The 17060-nt window shown below is 45.4% G+C and carries 17 protein-coding genes; 5 read left to right on the top strand and 12 right to left on the bottom strand.

Annotated elements, in window-relative coordinates; all coding sequences use genetic code 11:
- The first annotated feature begins 333 nt into the window (after nucleotides 1–333).
- The 3 genes from G633_RS0111705 (at nucleotide 334) to G633_RS0111695 (ending at nucleotide 4110) form a co-directional block, all read left to right on the top strand.
- Complete coding sequence (locus G633_RS0111705) at nucleotides 334–2142, top strand: extracellular solute-binding protein (protein ID WP_022767995.1); 1809 nt, start codon at nucleotides 334–336, stop codon at nucleotides 2140–2142.
- Between the two features lie 102 nt (nucleotides 2143–2244).
- Nucleotides 2245–3183: an ABC transporter permease gene (locus G633_RS0111700; protein WP_026512402.1), complete on the top strand. Its 939-nt coding sequence runs from the start codon at nucleotides 2245–2247 to the stop codon at nucleotides 3181–3183.
- A gap of 12 nt (nucleotides 3184–3195) precedes the next feature.
- Complete coding sequence (locus tag G633_RS0111695) at nucleotides 3196–4110, top strand: carbohydrate ABC transporter permease (protein ID WP_022767993.1); 915 nt, start codon at nucleotides 3196–3198, stop codon at nucleotides 4108–4110.
- Between the two features lie 90 nt (nucleotides 4111–4200).
- Here G633_RS0111695 and atpC read toward each other — a convergent pair whose 3' ends face one another.
- From atpC to G633_RS0111645, 10 genes are read right to left on the bottom strand one after another with little or no spacing between them, the layout of a single operon-like run.
- Entirely contained in the window at nucleotides 4201–4620 is a 420-nt protein-coding gene (atpC, locus tag G633_RS0111690; protein WP_022767992.1) for an ATP synthase F1 subunit epsilon, read from the bottom strand.
- Nucleotides 4621–4632: 12 nt separating this feature from the next.
- A complete protein-coding gene (gene atpD / locus G633_RS0111685; protein ID WP_022766443.1) occupies nucleotides 4633–6024 on the bottom strand; it encodes a F0F1 ATP synthase subunit beta in 1392 nt (463 codons plus the stop codon).
- Nucleotides 6025–6057: 33 nt separating this feature from the next.
- Nucleotides 6058–6918 carry an ATP synthase F1 subunit gamma gene (gene atpG / locus G633_RS0111680; protein WP_022767991.1) on the bottom strand — a complete coding sequence of 287 codons (861 nt, stop codon included), beginning with the start codon at nucleotides 6916–6918 and terminating at the stop codon, nucleotides 6058–6060.
- Between the two features lie 18 nt (nucleotides 6919–6936).
- Nucleotides 6937–8460 carry a F0F1 ATP synthase subunit alpha gene (gene atpA / locus G633_RS0111675; protein ID WP_022767990.1) on the bottom strand — a complete coding sequence of 508 codons (1524 nt, stop codon included), beginning with the start codon at nucleotides 8458–8460 and terminating at the stop codon, nucleotides 6937–6939.
- Between the two features lie 29 nt (nucleotides 8461–8489).
- Nucleotides 8490–9029 (bottom strand): ATP synthase F1 subunit delta, encoded by a 540-nt coding sequence (gene atpH / locus G633_RS0111670; protein ID WP_022767989.1) that lies wholly within the window; start codon nucleotides 9027–9029, stop codon nucleotides 8490–8492.
- Between the two features lie 29 nt (nucleotides 9030–9058).
- Nucleotides 9059–9556 carry a F0F1 ATP synthase subunit B gene (gene atpF, locus G633_RS0111665; RefSeq protein WP_022767988.1) on the bottom strand — a complete coding sequence of 166 codons (498 nt, stop codon included), beginning with the start codon at nucleotides 9554–9556 and terminating at the stop codon, nucleotides 9059–9061.
- 17 nt (nucleotides 9557–9573) lie between these two features.
- Entirely contained in the window at nucleotides 9574–9855 is a 282-nt protein-coding gene (atpE, locus tag G633_RS0111660; RefSeq protein WP_013279572.1) for an ATP synthase F0 subunit C, read from the bottom strand.
- 58 nt (nucleotides 9856–9913) lie between these two features.
- Nucleotides 9914–10684 carry a F0F1 ATP synthase subunit A gene (locus G633_RS0111655; protein WP_022767987.1) on the bottom strand — a complete coding sequence of 257 codons (771 nt, stop codon included), beginning with the start codon at nucleotides 10682–10684 and terminating at the stop codon, nucleotides 9914–9916.
- Between the two features lie 10 nt (nucleotides 10685–10694).
- A complete protein-coding gene (locus G633_RS0111650) occupies nucleotides 10695–11105 on the bottom strand; it encodes an ATP synthase subunit I (RefSeq protein ID WP_026520023.1) in 411 nt (136 codons plus the stop codon).
- Nucleotides 11106–11132: 27 nt separating this feature from the next.
- The gene (locus G633_RS0111645) at nucleotides 11133–11411 is read right to left on the bottom strand and encodes an AtpZ/AtpI family protein (protein WP_022766435.1); all 279 of its coding nucleotides are present in this window, start codon (nucleotides 11409–11411) and stop codon (nucleotides 11133–11135) included.
- A gap of 208 nt (nucleotides 11412–11619) precedes the next feature.
- On the opposite strand from G633_RS0111645, the gene G633_RS0111640 reads away from it, so the two are divergent.
- Complete coding sequence (locus tag G633_RS0111640) at nucleotides 11620–12981, top strand: GGDEF domain-containing protein (protein WP_022767985.1); 1362 nt, start codon at nucleotides 11620–11622, stop codon at nucleotides 12979–12981.
- Nucleotides 12982–13009: 28 nt separating this feature from the next.
- On the opposite strand, the gene aspS is transcribed toward G633_RS0111640, so the two are convergent.
- Together aspS and mgtE are read right to left on the bottom strand one after the other, a co-directional pair.
- Nucleotides 13010–14818, bottom strand: coding sequence for an aspartate--tRNA ligase (aspS, locus tag G633_RS0111635; protein ID WP_022767984.1), 1809 nt, complete (start codon nucleotides 14816–14818; stop codon nucleotides 13010–13012).
- Nucleotides 14819–15054: 236 nt separating this feature from the next.
- On the bottom strand, nucleotides 15055–16419 hold the full coding sequence (gene mgtE, locus G633_RS0111630; protein WP_022767983.1) for a magnesium transporter: 1365 nt from the start codon (nucleotides 16417–16419) through the stop codon (nucleotides 15055–15057).
- 368 nt (nucleotides 16420–16787) lie between these two features.
- Between mgtE and G633_RS19960 the strand changes: the two genes are divergently transcribed.
- Nucleotides 16788–16940, top strand: coding sequence for a hypothetical protein (locus G633_RS19960; RefSeq protein ID WP_155834952.1), 153 nt, complete (start codon nucleotides 16788–16790; stop codon nucleotides 16938–16940).
- Nucleotides 16941–17060: the final 120 nt, after the last annotated feature.

The raw sequence follows: 17060 nt of genomic DNA, 5'->3' as shown, positions 1-17060 counted from the left end.
TGGCAAGACCTTGCCAATATTTGATTGGAATGGGGTGGTCCTGATGTTATACATTACTATTAACATTAGGACAGTCATTCAGACTTTATATGGCAATATGACAAGAAATTTGGCACAAATTATTAATTATACCAAATAAACATGTCCATTTTGCACAATAAAAAGAAACAAAAAGTAAATTTTCTGTTAAAGAAGTAAAAAAAGTGCTTATTGAAGTAAAAGAATTCCATTCTATCAAAATTTTCTGAGTTCTATAATAATCCATGAAAAGTGTCACATAATCATACTTTTTTTGGACCAAATAAAAAAAGTAAAAGGGAGAAAGGGGTAATTATGAAAAACAAAGCAATGAAAAAAGTTGTTGCTCTGTCAATGAGCACAATGCTCATGGCAACTGCTCTTGTAGGTTGTGGTGAAGCAGCTCAGAGCACAGGCGACAGCGCACAGACATCAAATGGGGGCACAGAGACAGCAGCACCTGCTACTACAGACACAGCAGCAGACACAACAGCAGCTGCAGAAGAAAAGACTTATGCACCTGACGAGATCGTTGACTTCACATTCTTCGCAGGAATGCCCGGAACAGAGATCAACAGCGGTAACAACGAGATCCAGGACATGATCGCAGAGAAGACCGGTGTTCGTCTTAAAGAGACATGGCTGACAGGTCAGACAGTTTCAGAGGCAATCGGATCAATCATCGCATCAGGAACATATCCTGACCTTATCGATGGTGGTGACGGATCTACAGATCTTTACAACGAAGGTGTTCTTATTCCTTGGGATGAGTACCTTGAGAGTGGCAAGTATCCTAACCTTACAAACTACTACACTCCTACAGAGTGGGATCAGTTCAGACAGGATGACGGACACATCTACTGGTGCAACGTATTCCAGAACACAAAGGGCGCTCCTACAGGAACAGCTCACAACGACGAAGCATTCTGGATTCAGGCAAGAGTTCTTGAGTGGGATAACTACCCGGAGATCAAGACACTTGATCAGTACTTCGATCTTCTTGAGAGATATGCAGCAGCTAATCCTAAGACCAAAGACGCTAACGGCAACGAGATGGATATCATCCCTTACACATGCCTTTGCGATGACTGGAGATACTTCTGTATTGAGAACGCTCCTCAGTTCCTTGATGGATATCCAAACGACGGTTCTGTAATCGTTGATTTCGAGGGCAAGGATCCTACAATCGTTGACTACAATACAACTCCTACAGCTAAGAGATACTTCGCTAAGCTGAACGAAGAGTATAAGAAGGGTATCGTTGATAAGGACTTCGGAACACAGAAGTACGACGACTATATCCAGAAGCTTTCAAACGGTAACGTACTTGGTATGTGCGATCAGTACTGGGATTTCCAGCAGATCAACGACGCACTCCTTACAGCAGGTCTTGATGTTCAGGGCTGCAACTACGTTCCTCTTGGACTTACAATTGACGAGGGAATGGACAACCGTTGGCATACATACGGCGACACACTTAACACAGCTTCAGGTATCGCAGTTACAACAAGCTGCGCAGACCCTGACCTTGCATTCTCATTCCTTGACAAGATGCTTGACCAGGATATCATGAACCTTCGTTTCTGGGGTGTTGAAGGTGTTGACTACCTCGTAGACGATAACGGACTCTTCTACAGAACTCCTGAAATCAGAGCGAAGGTAGCAGATCCTAAGTACAAAGCAGATCATATGTGCACATACAGCTACCTTCCTCAGTACGGCGGAACAAGCGACGATGGAAAGAACGCTAACCTTCCTGAAGAGCAGCCTTCAGAGTTCTATGATAAGTTAGCTGAACCTCTTAAGAAGTGCTTCGACGCTTACGGTGCTAAGAACTATCCTGATCTCATCGGATCAGTTGTAGAAGATGTAAACGCAACACATCCTTGGTTCCCTATGTGGTCATACTCAAACAACCTTGATACATCAACACAGGGTGGTGTAGCTTGGACAAAGATGGGTGAAGTTAAGCACGAGTGGCTTCCTAAGGTAGTTATGGCTTCAGACTTCGAGAGCGAGTGGAACAACTACATGAAAGCTTATGAAGGATGCAATCCTCAGGACTTCCTTAGCCAGATGCAGGAAGAGCTCGACAGAAGAGTAGCAGCAAATTCAGGCAACTAATGCTTTAATTCTTGTTCTAGATGATAAGGCAGCCATATGCAGCTTAATAAGTATATGGCTGCCTTTTTATACAGAATTATTAAACGAAAGGTACCAAAAGGGATGAGTAAAACCGCCGCAAATAAAAAGAAAACGGTCATCACAAGAAAAGAACTCGCCAAGCAAAAGGTTCTTATAGCATGGTCTGCAGTATTTGTAATCTACGGATTTATCTTCTGTTATCTGCCCCTGGCCGGCTGGTTGATGGCTTTTGAAAACTATAAAAACAAGACAGGCCTCTTCCACTCAAAGTGGGTTGGACTTGAAAAATTCAGATTCCTGTTCTCGGATGTAACCTTCCTTAAGGTTATCAGAAACACTTTCTGCATGGGAACATTGAATCTTATCTTCACTACTCTCACAGCTATCGTCTTTGCGATCCTCTTAAATGAGTTCAGACTGCTGAGAGCCAAGAAGGTAGTACAGACAATCTCCTACCTTCCACACTTCCTTTCATGGATCATTGTTACAGGTATTTTGAATGATGCCCTTTCATCAACAGGTATCATAAACGAGCTTTTAGTTAAATTTGGTTTAGTAAAAGACACCGTTCCGTTCTTCTCGATACCGGCTCTGTTCTGGCCTATCGTAACCTTCGCACATGTTTGGAAGGAAACAGGATGGAACGCGATCATATATCTTTCAGCTATCACATCCATTGATCCCTGCCTGTATGAGGCAGCTTCCATCGATGGTGCAGGTAGATGGGGCAAGATCAAGAACGTTACATTGCCCGGAATCAAGCCTACGATTATTATCCTGCTTATTATGAACATGGGAAATCTGCTTAATGCAGGTTTCGAAGTACAGTATCTCTTAGGAAACGGACTTGTAAAGAGCGTATCAGATACCATCGATATCTACGTTCTGACCTGGGGTATCAGCCAGAATGACTATTCCCTCGGTACTGCAGCCGGTATCTTTAAGAGTGTAGTATCCATAGTGATCATAGTACTTGCAAATCAGATCGCTAAGAAGACCGGCGAAGAAAGGTTATTCTAAGGGAGGTGCTGTATGGAAAAGAATGAGATTAAGTCAGGTGGACTTCATAAATTAAGTGCATGGGATGTAGTTTTCTACATTTTCCTTTATCTATTCATGCTGATCTTCTGTATAGTAACCATTTACCCGGTACTTAACACACTGGCCATTTCGTTTAACGACGGTGTCGACGCCATGAGAGGCGGTGTACATCTCTGGCCAAGAATCTTTACTACACAGAACTATTCCGCAGTACTTGCCCTTCGTAATATCGGACGCGGCGCTGTTATTTCAGTTTTAAGAACCGTTCTCGGAACAATTTTCGCAGTTGCAGCCAATGCGCTTCTTGCATTCATTGTAAGCCAGAAGAACTTCGTGTTCAGATCACAGCTTTCACTCTTCTGGGTTATCACAATGTATGTTAACGGTGGTATGATCCCTGTAATGCTTTTGTACAGAAACCTTCATCTCACCAATTCCTTCTGGGTATATGTAATCCCGGGAATGATAAGCGGTTTCAACATGCTGGTTATGAGAACCTACATGGAAGGTCTTCCGGATTCACTTCAGGAAGCAGCACAGATCGACGGTGCCGGTTACATGAAGATCTTCTTATCGGTTGTATCTCCTTTGTGTAAACCTATCTACGCAACAATTGCTCTTTTCGTTGCTGTAGGTCAGTGGAACTCCTGGTTCGATACAATGCTTTACAACCGTATGGCAGATCAGTACACAACACTCCAGTACGAGCTGATGAAGATGCTTTCAGCCGTTACCTCCCTTAAGGGTAACGCAGGTGCTGCTACTACAGGAACACAGGTTAACATCACTCCTGTTTCCGTAAGAGCTGCAGCTACCATCATTACAATGGCTCCTATAGTTATGCTCTACCCGTTCCTGCAGAGATACTTTGTTGCAGGTCTTACAATCGGCGGCGTAAAGGAGTAATTATATATAACCCTTACACAATTAATTGGAAATGCCCCCGGCGTAATGCCGGGGGCGTTTTCTTTATGTTTAAAACTCTTAATACAATTCTTATTTTTCGCGATCCTGATGACCGGTGGAACCAAGTCGTACGAGCGCTCTGTAGAGCTTAGCCTCAGCTCTTACTCTGGCTTCCTTGTCCAGGAGCTGGTCTGAAAGTCTCTCTTCAGCTTTTGCTTTAGCAGCCTTAGCACGCTCAATATCAATATCTTCACTCCACTCCCAGGTGGTAGGGAAGACTTTGACTTCACCCTTTAAGACTGAAAGCATTCCACCGATACAGGCTGCTTTTCTCTCTGTGCCGTCTTCCATGGTCACTCTCGCTGTGCCCATTCCAATAGCGGTACAGTAGTCAGTGTGGCGAGCAAGGATCTCAACATCACCGTCTATTGTACGCAGAAGCAGCTTCTGAACTTCTCCATCGAAATCCAGGCCATCCATGGAGACAACCTGTAAATGATAACTAGACATAAGTCGCTCCTTTTACTTTTTAGCCTTTTCGAAGACTTCGTCAATGGTTCCAACAAGAAGGAATGCTGACTCCGGAAGATCATCACACTCACCGTCAAGGATCATCTTGAATCCACGGATAGTCTCCTTAAGAGGAACGTACTTTCCGGGAAGTCCTGTGAACTGCTCAGCAACTGAGAAGCTCTGTGACAGGAAGTTCTGAACCTTACGTGCTCTGTAAACGGTAAGCTTATCTTCCTCTGACAGCTCGTCCATACCCATGATAGCAATGATATCCTGAAGTTCACGATATCTCTGAAGCACCTGCTGTACTCCCTTTGCTACTTCATAATGCTCTTTTCCTACGATATCAGGTGAAAGGATACGGCTTGTTGAATCTAGAGGATCAACCGCCGGATAAATACCCTTTGAAGCGATATCTCTGGAAAGAACCGTTGTAGCATCCAGGTGAGTGAAAGTTGTAGCAGGAGCAGGGTCAGTAAGGTCGTCCGCAGGTACGTATACGGCCTGAACGGATGTAATTGAACCCTTCTTGGTTGATGTGATACGCTCCTGAAGAGCACCCATCTCAGTAGCCAGTGTAGGCTGATAACCTACGGCTGAAGGCATACGTCCAAGGAGGGCGGAAACCTCAGATCCGGCCTGTGTGAAACGGAAGATGTTATCGATGAAAAGAAGCACGTCCTGATTCTTTACATCACGGAAGTATTCAGCCATTGTAAGTCCGGAAAGACCAACTCTCATTCTGGCTCCCGGTGGCTCGTTCATCTGACCGTAAACCAGTGCGGTCTTATCGATAACTCCACTTTCCTTCATTTCTCCGTAAAGATCGTTACCTTCACGGGTACGCTCTCCAACACCGGTGAATACTGAAATACCACCGTGTGCCTTAGCAACGTTATTGATAAGCTCCATGATAAGAACGGTCTTACCAACTCCGGCACCGCCGAACAGACCGATCTTTCCACCCTTAGCGTAAGGGCAGATAAGGTCTACGACCTTAATACCTGTCTCGAAGATCTCTGTAGCCGGAACCTGATCCTCATAAGAAGGAGCAGGACGATGGATTGGCCATCTCTCTACATCCTCCGGAGCAGGCTCGTTATCTACAGGCTCTCCGAGAAGATTGAAGATTCTACCCAGGCACTTGTCACCAACCGGTACAGTGATTGGGCCTCCTGTGTCTTTTGCATCAACGCCACGAACAAGACCGTCTGTGGAACTCATGGCAACGCAGCGAACTACGTCGTCACCGACCTGCTGAGCAACCTCAGCGATAAGTCTTCTGTCCCCAACCATAATCTCAATAGCATTGTGAAGATCCGGAAGCTCACCCTCTTTAAAGCGGATGTCAAGTACAGGGCCTGTAACCTGTATTACCTTTCCAATATGATTTTCACTCATTGTGTTTGACTCCTTAATTTATTAGTAGCATGATCAGCTTTCCGCACCAGCTACTATTTCTGTAATTTCCTGCGTAATGCTTGCCTGACGCGCTCTGTTATAGTACAGACTCAAGGTATCGATCATCTCTTCTGCATTGTCTGTTGCAGCTTCCATCGCGGTTCTTCTGGCCGCAAGCTCACTGGCATAAGAAATGTTGATACTGGAATAAAGAATTCCCGCCAGATATTCCGGAACAATAGCATTGAACACTGTCTCTGAGTCCGGCTCGTACAAGATCAGATCCCTTGCTTTTCCATCAGACTTCAGATCTTCGGATCTAAGGTCCGAGAGAGGAAGAAGTGATGCTGCTGTGGGCACCTGTGAGAGCATGGAAATAAAATTCGTGTAGCACAGGAATATATGTCCGAACTCTCCTGACTTATACGCTTCACAGATCAGCTTGGCAACCTGGAAACAATCCGAGATGTTTACCTTGGCAACCTCTGCGTACTCTTCTGTGAAAAGAGGTACGTTTCTGTGCTTAAAGTATTCTACGGATTTTTTTCCGATGGGAAGAACTGTTACATTATCTCTCCCCTTGGTCTCCTGCTCCATGAACTTAAACAGGTTTGAGTTGTATCCGCCTGCAAGACCTCTGTCTCCGGCGATTACAACGTACAGCCACTTTTCGTTCTCCGCAGCCTTTGTAAAAGGCGACTGGAAATCCGTATTTGAATTGGCTATATCTGTAAGAGTTCCAAGCATGGTCTCAAGATAGGGCTTAGATGCATCAGCTCTCTCTTTTGCCTTACGAAGTTTGGATGCAGCAACCAGCTGCATGGCCTTCGTGATCTGCATCGTGCTCTGAACGCTCTTGATTCGGAGTTTAACAGCTTTCATTGATCCAGCCATTATCTTATCCTCCTCTTATCAGCCTTTCTGCTTAATGAACTTGTCTGTATAAGCGTCCAGTGCCTCTTTTAACTTGTTCTCAGTTTCAGCCTCGAGCTTACCGGTTTCACGGATGTCACGCATTGCTGCGATTCCGGAAGGATCTGCATCGAGGAAATCATAAAGTCCTGCCTCATACTCTGCAACGTCTGCAACATCAACCTTCATCAGGATGTTGTTGACAACCGCGTAGAGGATAGCAACCTGTTTCTCTACAGGAACCGGTTTGTTCTTATCCTGCTTAAGAACTTCCACGATTCTTTCACCCTGAGCCAGACGGTTCTTGGTATCCTCATCAAGGTCGGATCCGAACTGTGCAAAGCTTGCCAGCTCACGGTACTGTGAATAAACAAGTTTCAAAGTTCCGGCAACCTTCTTCATGGCCTTGATCTGAGCGTTACCACCAACTCGGGATACTGAGATACCGGGGTTAACCGCCGGCATGATGCCTGAGTGGAAGAGCTCTGTCTCAAGGAATATCTGACCATCAGTGATGGAGATAACGTTTGTAGGAATGTATGCCGAAACGTCGCCTGCCTGTGTCTCGATGATAGGAAGGGCTGTAAGTGATCCGCCTCCGTTCTCATCAGAAAGCTTAGCAGCTCTCTCAAGGAGTCTTGAATGCAGGTAGAATACGTCTCCGGGATAAGCTTCACGTCCCGGTGGTCTTCTGATAAGCAGGGAAAGTGCACGGTATGCAACCGCGTGCTTTGAAAGGTCATCATAGATGCAAAGCACATGCTTACCCTGATTCATAAAGTACTCACCCATAGCACAGCCTGTGTATGGTGAAATGTACTGCAGCGGGCTTGGCTCTGACGCTGTAGCTGCTACAACGATGGTGTAGTCCATAGCGCCGCCCTTCTTAAGATCTTCAACCAGTGCTGTAACGGTTGAACGCTTCTGTCCTATAGCTACATAGATACAGATAACGTCTTTTCCCTTCTGGTTAAGAATTGTATCGATGGCGATTGTTGTCTTACCTGTCTGTCTATCGCCGATGATCAGCTCACGCTGTCCTCTTCCGATAGGGATCATGGAATCGATAGCCTTGATACCTGTCTGAAGCGGCTCCTTAACGGGCTGTCTTGCGATAATACCGGGTGCAGGTGACTCAACCGGCCTGTACTCTGTTGATTCGATCGGACCCTGGCCATCGATTGGCTGTCCAATAGCATTTACTACACGTCCGATCATCTGCTCGCCTACAGGAACAGATACGACTCTTCCTGTACGCTTAACGGTCTGTCCTTCGCTGATTCCAACATCCTCGCCGAACAAAACCGCTGAAACTACTGTTTCCTCGAGGTTCTGAGCCATTCCGAATGTTCCGTTCTCAAACTCAAGAAGCTCACCGGACATACAGTTCAAAAGACCGCTGACACGTGCGATACCGTCACCGACTGTGAGAACTGTACCCGTCTCGTTCTGAATGATTGCGTTCTGATAATTCTTTATCTGGCTTCGAATGACCTCGGATATTTTTTCTGGTTTTAACTCCATATCATCCTCCGATGTATTAGTTCATGTAATTAGATGACGATGTCATCAACTCTTTTGCGAAGCTCGGATAACCTGCCCTTGACTGATCCGTCAAAGAGCTGTCCCTCCAGGTCTACTCTGACACCACCCAGGATGCCGGTATCCACTTTCTGTTCCAAAAGGACTTTCTTACCGCTGATCCCTTCAAGTTTCTCTTTTAACTGCGACAGCTGTGCATCCGATAAAGCAACTGCTGTTGTTACCAGTGCATCTGCTATGCCGTGGGCCTCATTATAAGATTTTCTGAATCTCTTATAACAAGCTGAGTACTCACGAAGCAGTCCTTTTTCTATGAGTATCTTGATAAAGTTCAGATGGTAAGTATTTAAGCTGCTTCCCAGCGACTCGTCTACGAGTTGCAGCCTTTCCTTCTTTGGGACTGAAGGCTCCGACAGGAGTGTTATGTAATCGGGATTCTCTTTAAAGATCTCCCTAACACTCACCATTTCGCCCAGTATATCATCCGTAAGGTTCTCTTCCGCTGCCAGATCATACAGGCTCTGCCCATAAAGATCTCCAGCTTTGCTCATTTTCCTTACCTCTTTTCTTCGAAAAAATCTTATGCTCCGACTTTGTTAATAAAGTCCTCAATAAGTTTTTTGTGATCAGCTTCGTTGATCTCTTTCTCAACAACCTTACCTGCAATGTCCATTGCAAGGGAGCTGATCTCGTCCTTGGCCTCGTTGATAGCCTTTTTCTTTTCCTGTTCAATATCAGCAGCCGCTCTGGCTTTAATGCCTGCTGCCTCTTCCTGTGCATCCCTTACCAGTGTGTCAGCCTTACTCTGGGCTTCCTTCTGAGCATCGGATACGATCTGTGCAGCTTCGGCATGAGCATTTGTGAGACTGCTCTCATACTGTTCTTTCAAGGAATCGGCTTCAGTCTTAGCCTCTCTGGCTTCCTTGATCTCTTTATCAGCAAGGTTTCTTCTCTTTTCCAAAATGTCATTGATTGGCTTAAAAAGAAACTTCTTGATCAGAAAGACCTGAATAAAAAGGTTAATGATCTGAATGATAAAGGTCCAAGGCACAAGGGTTACTAGATCTTGTGTCTGCATATTTTATCTCCTTTTTATTACTGAAGGTAATTCATAAACATACCAGGTGCAACGAAGATAAGAAGAAGTCCGGTAACGAAACCGTAGATACCGGTTGTCTCAGCAACGGCACATCCAAGAAGCATTGTTCCTGTTACATCGCCCTTACACTCAGGCTGACGTCCGATAGCTTCGAGAGCCTTTGAAACAGCAGTTCCTTCACCAATACCAGGTCCAATACCTGCGATAAGTGCACATCCTGCACCTATTCCACAACCTGCAAGTGCAATACCTTTTGCCAGCATCTGAAAATCACCCATAATTCTTTTGCCTCCTAAAGCATTTATTGTTTTTTAGTGTTACGTACGTATTAAGTTGTTATCCTTCCTCAGCCGCATTGGCGATGTACATGACGGTCAGCATACAGAAAATGAACGCCTGCATGCATCCTGAGAACCAGTCAAAATACACTCCGGTCACAGCCGGAAGACCAATTCCGAGAATAGGAATGTTGGAAAGGAATTTTCCAACGGCACCGGGTATAAGTCCGAAAAGCGCTGCTGATGCAAGGCCCAGAGCCCAGTAGATCAGTCCGTCAATAACAACACCCGACAGGATATTACCAAAATGACGGCACGCCATACTAACCGGTGTTGCCAACTCAGACAGAATATTGAATGGTGTCATAACTGCAATTGGAGTCGTGAATCCTTTCAAATATCCGCCAAATCCGTTGGTCTTAATCTTTGTAGACGTAATCATGATGAACACGACTATCGCCCAGGCAGCTTCTGTTGACAGATCTGCTGTAGGACTTCTAAGTCCCACAAGACTTATCAGGTTTGAAACCACACTAGTGGCAAAAAGAGCTGATACAAAGGGTATCAGTTTATCAAACTTGTTTCCTCCGGTATTATTGCGGACAAAATTGTTGCCCATCTCTACCAGCATTTCTGCAAAAGCCTGCCTTTTCGAAATGTTCTCGACCTTAAGGTCTCTTGTCAGGAAGATACACAGCCCGGTGATTATGATCATTACGATCCAGCTCACTATGAGGGTCTCGGTGATCTTTAAATCTCCAAGGATCGGAATACCGGTCTTGATAGTCCAGTATATCTTCGCATAATCAACTTCGAAGCTTTGACTCATGCTTTCGCCTTCAACCTCCTTTCCCCGCAGAAATGATACCGCGTAGTTTTATAAATAATGCAGGAATAAGTAGCGGAACTATGCCCGATACAGGATTAAATACCGGGACAACGATCGCCAGTATTATCCACAAGATCTGAAGCAGCAGACGATATCTGTAGCTTACGCCCATTGTAGATCTCGCCGCCTTTTCATCATCCATGGATGCAACTTTTTGCACAGTGATACCCATCCACAGGAAATTTACGACAGCTACTATAAATCCGCCGATTCCTCCCAGGATGACTTTTATATCAAATGGCGCCCAATTAGGAACGACCATGTGCAAACAAAAAAACACTGCGTACATGACAAGTACGCCTACCCCTGTCGCGATGGCAATTCTCCCCGTTTCAGTCTTAACAGCCGGCTGTAATTTCATACCTATATATTCTCCCCAAAAATAGTTTTATATATGCTTACTGAAATAAACCTCATTTGGGTTTCTCTTTATTTTCTTTTTCTCTTCTTTTTGAACAACTGACAGATAAACCTTGTAGGCGGTTGTCATAGAAGCCCCAAGTCCCAATATGAAACCGGGGATATATATCCAGACCGGAAGAGATAACTTGGATACAAGCAGATAACATGCGAAAAGACACATCAGAAGCGGCATCAGAAGTGATAAGCCAAGCTGGCCAACCATGGCGAACTGTCCAATAAGCTTTGAAACATTTCTTACTTCCATCAGGCTTTCTGTGCTCCTTTCTGAAAAATAAAGACCCATAGTCTATTTTACTGCATTTTTAGGGCTTTCACAATAAAAGTGCGACAATTTAAAAGGCTATTTATAAAACTTTTATCAAAATTTCGCCAATTTGAAAGCATTATCTGTTGCTAACAAGACTTATTTTCTGTTAAATTCAAAATAGACACGATTCTAGTATGGAGGTAGTATGCGACGGTTTAAAAGATATCTCATCTGCGTAGATAATGAGCTTAATATCGTTAAAAATGACAATGCATTTTTAAGCTATCTCGGCATGAAAGAATTACATAATTTAAGCCAGATCATTCCGCCGCCTGACATCATGCAGCTCCAGAACTGCATGTTTGCCATAGGGTACGGATCGACAAATCTCACCTGCTTTCGCGTAAGGGCCGGCAACAACAACCTTGACTGGTTTGCGGCCAACATCGAAAAGCCGGAAAATCCTGAGGAGCCGATACAGGTGGAGCTGAGCGATATCCAGTCAATGAAGACCGGAAGCACTGACAGCTACTACGACAAGATGACAGGGCTCTACAACAAGAACACCATCACCGAGTATGCCAAGGATCTGATGGAAGACAAGAGCCATAAGCCTTTTTATTTCTTCCTGATGGACATAGATAACTTCAAGTCGGTGAACGATACTTTCGGCCACATGAGGGGCGATGAGATCATCACCGAGGTAGCTCATATTGCAAAAGAGATCGTTGGAGATAACGGCGTTGTCGGAAGGATTGGCGGCGACGAGTTCATGCTGGTCCTTGAAAAAATCAGCACCGAGCAGGACCTTAGAAACACCCTCATGACCATCCGCAAGACCGTTGAAGAAAAATATCAGAACATCGGAAACAATGTCTGCGTAACCGTATCCATGGGAGGAGCTCTTTTCCCGACAGATGCCATGGACTATGAGAGCATGTTCATGCTAGCGGACAAAATGCTGTACATCGCCAAGACCAAGGGCCGTAACCGATATATCTTTTACTCGCCGCTCATACATGGTAAGGTGCTCTACGACGGGAAGGTAATGACAATTTCCCAGAACATGCTGATGAATCGTGAAAAGAGCAATATGATGATGGGGCTTATGGACAAGCTCATTTCCGAGGGGAATCTGCCTTGCGAATGCGCCTTTGAGCAGATAATAAAGGGCTATACCATAGATGAGATATGCGTGGCGGATCTTGACGGGGAAAAGAGCTATTACAGTCTGCAGAGCCATACCGGAGATGACGGAGAAATTTCTTTTACCCATAACGAATTAGAGCTCCCCATTCTGACGTGCGGAGAGCTGGATGATAAGATTGAAAAGGCGCCTATCTGTGTGATCGGGTTTGATCTGGACAGGGAAAAGAATCCTCAGATAGCCGCGTTTATGAAGAAGAACGACTTAAGGGTCCTTGTGATATACAAGATGAAGCATGGCAAGAGGCCGGGATATATTCTGTACATGAATCACACTCAGAGTTCGTGCAGGCTTTCGCTGACGGACCTGGCGGATCTGACGTATTTTTCTCACATGATAGAAATAAGCGGACAGTGCTGATACACTGCCCGCTCTTTTTTTGATTTTATTATTCTTCTGTCTTAACATCTACGGTTCTGATGTGAAGCTCCTCAAGCTGCTTGTCTGTTACGTATCCGGGAGCGTCCATCATTACGTCCTGAGCATTCTTGTTCATAGGGAACGGAATGATCTCCCTGATGGTATCCTCGCCTGCAAGAAGCATTACCATACGGTCTACACCGGGTGCGATTCCTGCGTGTGGCGGAGCGCCATAGGTGAAGGCGTTGTACATAGCAGGGAACTTGGCCTTAACGTCGTCCTCGCCAAGTCTTACCATCTCGAAGGCCTTGATCATGATCTCGGGATCATGGTTACGAACGGCACCTGATGAAAGCTCAACACCGTTACATACAAGGTCGTACTGATCTGCTGTTATTGAAAGAGGATCGATCTCGCCTCTCTCTGCCTTAAGAAGTGTCTCAAGTCCGCCGGATGGCATTGAGAATGGGTTGTGGCAGAACTCGAGCTCGCCTGACTCCTCACCGATCTCGTACATAGGGAAGTCAACGATCCAGCAGAATGCGTACTGCTCTTTGTCCATGTGACCGGGAACTGCTGCTCCGAAGGTCTTAACGATAACACCGGCTGTCTTCTGAGCTGCGCCGAGCTTGCCTGCTGAGAGAACCACGAGGTCTCCAGACTTGAGTGAAAGAGCTGATACTACGCTGTCCTTGATAGGAGCAACAAACTTGGAGATTCCTCCGACAAGCTCTCCGTTCTCGTCCATTCTGAACCAGTAAGCCTTGTTACCTGACTGAACTTCAACATCGCCGATTGTCTTGTCGATGAACTTACGGCTCTCCTTGAAGTCTGAAATTACAACGGCCTTGATCCTTACGTCTGTGTCCTGTCCGTCCTCGCTCTTACTTGCGAAAGGTCCGAAGCCGCAGTCCTTAAGGGACTCGGTTACGTCAGTAACTGTAAGGTCGATACGAAGATCAGGCTTATCTGATCCGTATTTCTCCATGGCCTCAAGGTATGGGATCCTCATGAAAGGTGATCCTGAAGCACGGTTGTATGTGCCGTATTTAGCAAAGATTGGAGGAAGGACATCCTCACATACTGAGAATACGTCCTCCTGAGATGCAAACGCCATCTCCATATCAAGCTGATAGAACTCTCCCGGGCTTCTGTCTCCTCTCGCATCCTCATCTCTAAAGCAAGGTGCGATCTGGAAGTAGCGATCAAACCCTGCTGTCATAAGAAGCTGCTTGAACTGCTGAGGTGCCTGTGGAAGTGCATAGAACTTACCGGGGTGCTTTCTTGCAGGAACCAGGTAGTCTCTTGCTCCCTCAGGTGATGAAGCTGTAAGGATAGGAGTTGTGATCTCCAAAAATCCGTGCTCTGTCATTGACTGACGAAGAGCTGCAATAACATTGCATCTAAGGACAATGTTCTTCTTAACCTCAGGATTTCTGAGATCTAAGTATCTGTACTTAAGACGTGCTGTCTCATCAGCCTCTCTTGAGTGATTGATCTCAAAAGGAAGCTCGTTGTGCTGGCATCTGCCAAGAACCTCGATTGACTCAGGAACAACCTCGATATCACCGGTTGCCTGCTTAGGATTCTTGGAGCTACGCTCTCTAACAACACCCTTAACGGAAATTGTTGACTCTTTATTGATAGCCTTGGCTGTCTTAACCATTTCTTCTGTATCAAGGACAATCTGAGTTGTGCCATAGAAGTCACGAAGAACTACGAATCCAAGTCCCGATCCGACTTCACGCATGTTCTCAAGCCAGCCTACAAGTGTTACGCTCTTGCCGGCATCCTCAATGCGAAGCTCACCACAGTTATGTGTACGTGATTGCATCATTTGTATTACTCCATTTCTACTCATTACTACTGTTAACCACAACATTTTAGACCATTAGTCGCAATTATTCAAGGGTGAGTCACCGGGGACGTTTCACTTTGACTCATTTTGAGACACCGGGGACGTTTCAGATTGACTCATTTTGAGTCAATGGGGACGTTTCACTTTGACTCATTTTTGCAAAAATAAAACCTCCGGGTCTGGATAAGAACCAGATTCCGGAGGTATTTCTTTTGCTATGCTACAAGATGCAGCATCCTGGTTGCGATGTTGAAGTAAACCAGAAGAGAGAGTGCATCGACAATTGTTGTAATAAATGGGCTGGCCATAACTGCCGGGTCGAAGCCGATCTTGGATGCCAGCATAGGCAGGCAGCAGCCGACGAGCTTGGCGATGAGCACTACAAAGAGCAGTGTCAGGCAGATTACTGCAGCTACGAGAAATGATACTCTGTCCAAAAGCAGGAGCTTGGCAAAGTTTGCGATCGCCAGTGTTAAGCCACAGAGTACAGCAACTCTGATTTCCTTCCAGATGATTTTAAAGAGATCCTCGAACTCGATCTCTTTTAGCGAAAGACCACGGATAATGGAAACGCTTGCCTGGGAACCGGCATTTCCTCCGGTATCCATCAGCATCGGGATATAGGCGGTGAGCACAACGTACGCTGAGAGCGCATCCTCAAAGCCTGTGATTATGGCGCCTGTGAATGTGGCACTAATCATTAGGAACAATAGCCACGGTATTCTGTTCTTGTAAGTTTCAAATATACCAACCTTGGGATAGGGCTTGTCGGATGGCACGATAGCTGCCATCTTCTCGATATCCTCGGTAGCTTCTTCTTCCAGGATGTCCACTACGTCATCGATGGTGATGATACCGACCATACGCGATTCGTTGTCGACAACGGGCATCGCTGTGAAGCCGTATTTCTGGAACATTCTGGCCGCTTCTTCCTGGTCGGTCATGGTTCCGATGCTGATGACGTTGGTGTTCATGATATCACCGATCACGTCGTCAGGCTTCATGATGAGCAGGTATCTAAGGGCAACTGTTCCTACCAGAATCTTCTGCTTGGTAACAACGTAGCAGATGTTGATGGTCTCTGAATCAACGCCCTTTTTCCTGATTCGCTCTATGGCCTCGCTGACCGTCATATCTTCACGCAGGTCAACATACTCCACAGTCATGATGGATCCGGCTGAATCCTCAGGATAGCGGAGCAGGTGGTTAATATCGGCCCTTGTCTCAGGGCTTGCATTGGCCAGGATACGCTTAACAACGCTGGCAGGCATTTCCTCCAGCAGGTCTGTAGCATCATCGGCCATCAGGTTTTCAATTATGTTGGAAGCTTCTCGGTCTGACATGGACTGAATGATGTACTGCTGTACGTCCATTTCCAGATCGGCAAAAACATCAGCCGCCATATCCTTGGGGAGGATTCTGAACATTTTAAGAGAATCCTCGTCCGCCATCTCACTCATGGCAGCAGCGATATCTACTGTGTTCATCTCTGAGATGGTCTGGCGAAGCAGCGTATATTGCCTGGATGATAGAAGTTCCTGAAGTGTTTCAACGAGAGTCTTTTCTTCTTCTTTTTCCATGGTAATCTCCTTTGTATGTGGTTTTTATGGTACTTCGACCGGGAGCAGAATCACTACTGCATATATGTGAATCAGACTTCATTAAAAACCACCACCTTTCTGTTGGAGATTAGTGCATTGGAATATCTGCATAGAAAGCAGTTGCACTTCAGCACTCTTACTTTATCACAACTACGCTTAAAAGTGTACAAGTATAATCCGCAAATTTGAAATTTTTGATGCGAGAGCAAATATGACATGTGGCTTCACAAAAGAAATAATTCACACAATTTTCAGACAATAAACCATTTTTAAACAAATATTATGATTAAAATTATCTTGAGACTCGTGAGGGGGTGTTGAACAAACACTGACAGGAGGTATCAAAAATGGGAGAACTTAAGGGTGTAGCACAGTACGAAATTGATATGCTGAAGGAGAAGCTTCATGCGAAGGCACTTCATCGCAGGAATGTTTACTTCATGAAAAAAGAAGTTGAGAGAGAAACACAGGAACTTAAGAAACTACTTAACACTCGTTAGGGGCAAAAGACGGGGCGGCGAACATTTATCGTCGCCTCGTCTTATTTTGGGGGAGTCAAAGAGAACCGTCCCCAGTGTCTCAAAATGAGTCAAAGTGAAACGTCCCCAGTGTCTCAAAAT

The sequence above is a fragment of the Butyrivibrio sp. FCS006 genome (assembly GCF_000424525.1).
Classification (GTDB): Bacteria; Bacillota; Clostridia; order Lachnospirales; family Lachnospiraceae; genus Butyrivibrio.
The sequence above is the reverse complement of the archived record's forward strand: the minus strand, read 5'-3'. Positions and strand labels throughout refer to the sequence as shown.

Bases quoted from the DNA above. Each gene is read 5' to 3' on its own strand.
- G633_RS0111705 (WP_022767995.1), top strand. From the start codon at position 334: ATGAAAAACAAAGCAATGAAAAAAGTTGTTGCTCTGTCAATGAGCACA.
- G633_RS0111700 (WP_026512402.1), top strand. From the start codon at position 2,245: ATGAGTAAAACCGCCGCAAATAAAAAGAAAACGGTCATCACAAGAAAA.
- G633_RS0111695 (WP_022767993.1), top strand. From the start codon at position 3,196: ATGGAAAAGAATGAGATTAAGTCAGGTGGACTTCATAAATTAAGTGCA.
- atpC (WP_022767992.1), bottom strand. From the start codon at position 4,620: ATGTCTAGTTATCATTTACAGGTTGTCTCCATGGATGGCCTGGATTTC.
- atpD (WP_022766443.1), bottom strand. From the start codon at position 6,024: ATGAGTGAAAATCATATTGGAAAGGTAATACAGGTTACAGGCCCTGTA.
- atpG (WP_022767991.1), bottom strand. From the start codon at position 6,918: ATGGCTGGATCAATGAAAGCTGTTAAACTCCGAATCAAGAGCGTTCAG.
- atpA (WP_022767990.1), bottom strand. From the start codon at position 8,460: ATGGAGTTAAAACCAGAAAAAATATCCGAGGTCATTCGAAGCCAGATA.
- atpH (WP_022767989.1), bottom strand. From the start codon at position 9,029: ATGAGCAAAGCTGGAGATCTTTATGGGCAGAGCCTGTATGATCTGGCA.
- atpF (WP_022767988.1), bottom strand. From the start codon at position 9,556: ATGCAGACACAAGATCTAGTAACCCTTGTGCCTTGGACCTTTATCATT.
- atpE (WP_013279572.1), bottom strand. From the start codon at position 9,855: ATGGGTGATTTTCAGATGCTGGCAAAAGGTATTGCACTTGCAGGTTGT.
- G633_RS0111655 (WP_022767987.1), bottom strand. From the start codon at position 10,684: ATGAGTCAAAGCTTCGAAGTTGATTATGCGAAGATATACTGGACTATC.
- G633_RS0111650 (WP_026520023.1), bottom strand. From the start codon at position 11,105: ATGAAATTACAGCCGGCTGTTAAGACTGAAACGGGGAGAATTGCCATC.
- G633_RS0111645 (WP_022766435.1), bottom strand. From the start codon at position 11,411: ATGGAAGTAAGAAATGTTTCAAAGCTTATTGGACAGTTCGCCATGGTT.
- G633_RS0111640 (WP_022767985.1), top strand. From the start codon at position 11,620: ATGCGACGGTTTAAAAGATATCTCATCTGCGTAGATAATGAGCTTAAT.
- aspS (WP_022767984.1), bottom strand. From the start codon at position 14,818: ATGATGCAATCACGTACACATAACTGTGGTGAGCTTCGCATTGAGGAT.
- mgtE (WP_022767983.1), bottom strand. From the start codon at position 16,419: ATGGAAAAAGAAGAAGAAAAGACTCTCGTTGAAACACTTCAGGAACTT.
- G633_RS19960 (WP_155834952.1), top strand. From the start codon at position 16,788: ATGGGAGAACTTAAGGGTGTAGCACAGTACGAAATTGATATGCTGAAG.